Source organism: Mesorhizobium sp. M7A.F.Ca.US.014.04.1.1 (assembly GCF_003998745.1).
In the GTDB taxonomy this organism is placed as follows: domain Bacteria; phylum Pseudomonadota; class Alphaproteobacteria; order Rhizobiales; family Rhizobiaceae; genus Mesorhizobium; species Mesorhizobium ciceri.
Genome location: NZ_RZRW01000506.1, coordinates 1 through 4,138 on the forward strand (window position 1 = coordinate 1; position 4,138 = coordinate 4,138).

A 4,138-nucleotide genomic window follows, 5' to 3' on the forward strand; every position below is an offset into this window, starting at 1 on the left:
CCCTCACACCTTGACCAATTGCTCCACGCGGTCCTTCTCGCCAAAAATCCTGAGATACCGCTCGATCTCTTTCACATCGCCGGTCGCCTTGGCCGGATTGTCCGACAGCTTGACCGCTGGCCTGCCATTGGCCTCGGTGACCTTGCAAACCAGCGATATGGCGTCGAGGCTGTTGGTTTCCGTCGGCGCGCAGCCTTCGAAATCATTGGTCAGATTGGTGCCCCAGCCGAACGACATGCGCACCTTGCCCTTGAAGTGGCGATAGGTCTCCTCGATGGTCTCGACCTCGAGCCCGTCGGAGAAGATCAGCAGTTTCTGCTTGGGGTCCTTGCCCTTGTCGCGCCACCAGGACAGGATTTTTTCGCCGCCTTCGATCGGCGGCGCGCTGTCGGGGCGAAAGCCCGTCCAGTCGGCCACCCAGTCCGGCGCATCGCGCAGGAACGATGCTGTGCCGAAGGCGTCGGGCAGCACGATCAGCAGATTGCCGCCATAGTAGCGCTGCCAGTCCTGCAGCACCTTGTAAGGCGACTGTCTCAGCTCTTTTTCCGAGTCGGCAAGCGCGGCAAACACCATCGGCAGCTCATGTGCGTTGGTGCCGAGCGCTTCGAGGTCGTTGTCCATGGCCAAAAGCACGTTGGAGGTGCCGGTGAACGCCTCGCCGATGCCTTCCTTCAACGCCTCGACACACCAGCGCTGCCATAGGAAGGAATGGCGCCGGCGCGTGCCGAAATCCGAGATGCGGATGCCGGGCAGCGCCTTCAGCCGCTCGGTCTTGGCCCACATCTTGGATTTGGCGCGGGCATAGAGCACGTCGAGCGCGAAAGGCCCGAACGCCCGCATCGCCGCGCGAGATCGGAGTTCATTGATGATGGCGAGCGCCGGGATTTCCCACAGCGTGGTGTACATCCACGGCCCGCTGAAGGTCAGTTCATACTGCCCGTCGCACTTCGACAGCTCGTATTCGGGCAGCCGGAAGCCTTCCAGCCAGGCGAGGAATTCCGGTTCGAAGATCTGCTTGCGGCCGTAGAAATTGTTACCGCCGAGCCAGATCATCTCCTTCTTGGAGAAGCGCAAGGTGCGGGCATGGTCGAGTTGTTCGCGCAATTCGCCCTCGTCGATCTCGTCGGCAAGGCGCACCGAGGTCGTGCGGTTGATCAGCGAGAAGGTTGCGTCGACCTTGGGATACATGCCCCAGATCATCTGCAGCATCAAAAGCTTGTAGAAATCCGTGTCGAGCAAGCTGCGCACGATCGGGTCGAGCTTCCAGGTGTGGTTGTAGACGCGCCGCGCAATATCGGTCTTAGCCATGTTTCAACACCGCCTTCGCTGCCTGCCATCCACAATTGCGACAGGCCTCATAGCATCGAATCGGCCGCAACGCTGCCCGCTTTCAGGCTGGCCCGACAAAAAGAGCTGCCTGCATGCGGCGGCGCGCAGCCCGGCATCAGCTTGCGGATTTGCCGCCCATCACCCTGAGCGCCGGACGCTTGCGGCGGCTGACGATGCGGCCGGCCACAGGGGCGTCGGCGCGCCCATCGTCCCCCGCTTTCTCGGCAAACAGCCAGTCGACGAACACCTGCACGATCGGCGTCGTCCGCATCTCGTTGCGGCAGACGACATAGAAATCGTCGACCGCCGGCACCGACAGGCTGAACGGCGCGACCAGCATGCCCCTGGCCAGCAGCGCGCTTGCCGTCACCGAGTCGCCCAGCGCCACGCCGTGGCCGTGCACCGCCGCCTCGGTCGCCATACGGGCATCGCCGAGGTGATGGCGGCGGCCCCGCTCCAGGTCCAGCGCATCGGCGGCAGCCAGCCAGGTGTGCCACTCGCGGCCGTCATCGCCATGCAGGAAGACATGATCGGCGAGATCCCTGACGCTGCGGATCGGCCGGTTGTTGATCAAGGTCGGGCTGACCACGGGAAACAGTTCGAGGCCCGACCATTTGCGCATCCAGCAATCGGTCCAGCTGCCGTCGCCATAATGCACGCAGACATCGATATTGGGCGCCCGCAAATCCTTGGGATCGTTGGAAGGAATAAGCGTCAGCCTTATGTCGGGATATTGCGCCATGAAACTGCCGAGCCGCGGTGTCATCCACAGCAACAGTAGCGCCGGCACGCAGGAGACCGAAAGTGTGCCGCTGCTCGCCGGCCTTGTCATGCGCTGGGTGGCGGCGGCGATGCCGTCGAACGCGGTCGACACCGCCGGCAGAAGCTCCGCGCCATGCGGTGTCAGCTTGACCCGCTGGCCGACCCGCTCGAACAGCTTGACACCGAGCGACTGCTCGAGCGCCTTGATCTGGTGGCTGACGGCGCCATGAGTGACGTTCAGCTCAGTCGCCGCCTTGGTCAGTGAACCATGGCGAGCCGTTGCCTCGAAGGCGCGCAGCGGATTGAGCGGTGGCAGGCGCTTGGTCATGGTACCACTTTGTTGTGAGATTTTCTCACAGAAAACACCCTAACAATATCAATTGATTTTTCAATGCCACTGCCAGACACTTGAGTTTAGAACAGCATCAAGACATGAAATCTGCAGGCAGCCAGCGGGACAGCGGCCCGGCCGGATGACGGTCGGTTCGCAGGCGTCACCCGCGCCGGCACTGCATCAGCCCAGGAGGAGCGGACATGGGATACGATCGCGGCAAGCTCGATGCGTTGCGTCGCAAATATGGTGAAAGCCATGGCGGCGAGATGTTCGACCCGAAATTCCGCAAGGTCGCCGACAAGATCTTCTCCAAGAGCGGCACGCGGCTGGCGCCCTATTCAGGCATCCCGACCTTTCTTGCCGCGCCCTACCGCGAAATATCGGCCGACAATCCGGATTTCGGCGATTTGCAGGTGGCGATGATCGGCGTGCCGATGGATCTCGGCGTCACCAACCGCCCGGGCTCGCGCTTCGGGCCAAGGGCGTTGCGCGCCATCGAGCGCATCGGGCCCTACAATCACGTGCTGGAATGCGCGCCGACGCATGAGCTCAGGGTCGCCGACATTGGTGACACGCCGTTCCGCAGCCGCTACCGGCTTGAGACCAGCCATGAGGATATCGAGCGCCGCACCAACCAGATCGTCGATGCCGGGGTCATTCCGCTGTCGATCGGCGGCGACCATTCGATCAGCCATCCAATTCTGAAGGCCGTCGGCAAGAAGGCCCCGGTGGGGTTGATCCATATCGACGCCCACTGCGACACCAGTGGCCTGTTCGACATGACCAAGTTCCACCATGGCGGCCCGTTCCGCAACGCGGTGCTTGACGGCGTGCTCGACCCGACGCGCACGATCCAGATCGGCATCCGCGGCTCGGCCGAATATCTGTGGGAGTTCACCTACGAGTCCGGCATGACCGTGGTGCATGCCGAGGAGGTGACCGGCCTCGGCATTCCGGCGATCATCGAGAAGGCGCGCAAGATCGTCGGCGACGGCCCGACCTATGTCTCCTTCGACATCGACAGCGTCGATCCGGCCTTCGCGCCGGGCACCGGCACGCCGGAAGTCGGCGGTCTGACGACGCGCGAAGTGCTCGAACTGCTGCGCGGCCTCAAAGGTCTTAACATCGTCGGCGGCGACGTCGTCGAGGTGGCGCCGCAATACGACTCGACCACCAACACGGCGCATGCCGCCGCACAGGTGCTGTTCGAGATACTGAGCCTGATGGTGTTCAGCCCGGCGATAACAGGCAAGGGCGCCTGACGTCTAGAAAAGCAAAGGCAGCCGCCGCGCTGGAGCCGGCGGCCGACCCGAACAAACAAAGCTTCCAGACAGGGGAATGACAATGACAATCCGTAAGACATTTGCCTCCATCGCCGCCGTGCTGATGCTCGGCACGGCCGGTTTCGGCCTCGCAGTTCAGGCCGCTAGCGCCGATGCGCTGGCGGACATCACCAAGGCCGGCACCATCAATGTCGGCGTCTTCGCCGACTTTCCGCCCTTCTCCTCGGCCAGCGCCGACATGAGCCTCAAGGGCTATGACATGGATGTCGCGCAATACATCGCCGATACGCTCAAGGTGAAGCTCAATCCCATCGCCGTCACCGGCCAGAACCGCATCCCGTATCTGAACGATCATCGCGTCGACCTGCTGATGAGCGTCGGCTATTCGAAGGAACGCGAGCAGGTCATCGACTTCGCCGCTGCCTACGCG

4 protein-coding genes are annotated in these 4,138 nt (G+C 62.9%); 2 read left to right on the top strand and 2 right to left on the bottom strand.

The features are described from left to right. Positions 1-3: 3 nt before the first annotated feature. Entirely contained in the window at positions 4-1,308 is a 1,305-nt protein-coding gene (pncB, locus tag EOA22_RS26210; protein ID WP_013528440.1) for a nicotinate phosphoribosyltransferase, read from the bottom strand. Positions 1,309-1,444: 136 nt separating this feature from the next. Beyond that, complete coding sequence (gcvA, locus tag EOA22_RS26215) at positions 1,445-2,419, bottom strand: transcriptional regulator GcvA (protein WP_024502059.1); 975 nt, start codon at positions 2,417-2,419, stop codon at positions 1,445-1,447. Between the two features lie 206 nt (positions 2,420-2,625). Between gcvA and speB the strand changes: the two genes are divergently transcribed. Together speB and EOA22_RS26225 are read left to right on the top strand one after the other, a co-directional pair. Continuing rightward, complete coding sequence (gene speB, locus EOA22_RS26220) at positions 2,626-3,687, top strand: agmatinase (protein WP_013528438.1); 1,062 nt, start codon at positions 2,626-2,628, stop codon at positions 3,685-3,687. Between the two features lie 82 nt (positions 3,688-3,769). After that, the coding region (locus EOA22_RS26225) for a transporter substrate-binding domain-containing protein (protein WP_127390319.1) at positions 3,770-4,138 on the top strand (369 nt) is incomplete at its 3' end.

Coding starts and splice junctions, on each gene's coding strand:
- gcvA (WP_024502059.1), bottom strand. CDS start 2,419: ATGACCAAGCGCCTGCCACCGCTCAATCCGCTGCGCGCCTTCGAGGCA.
- pncB (WP_013528440.1), bottom strand. CDS start 1,308: ATGGCTAAGACCGATATTGCGCGGCGCGTCTACAACCACACCTGGAAG.
- speB (WP_013528438.1), top strand. CDS start 2,626: ATGGGATACGATCGCGGCAAGCTCGATGCGTTGCGTCGCAAATATGGT.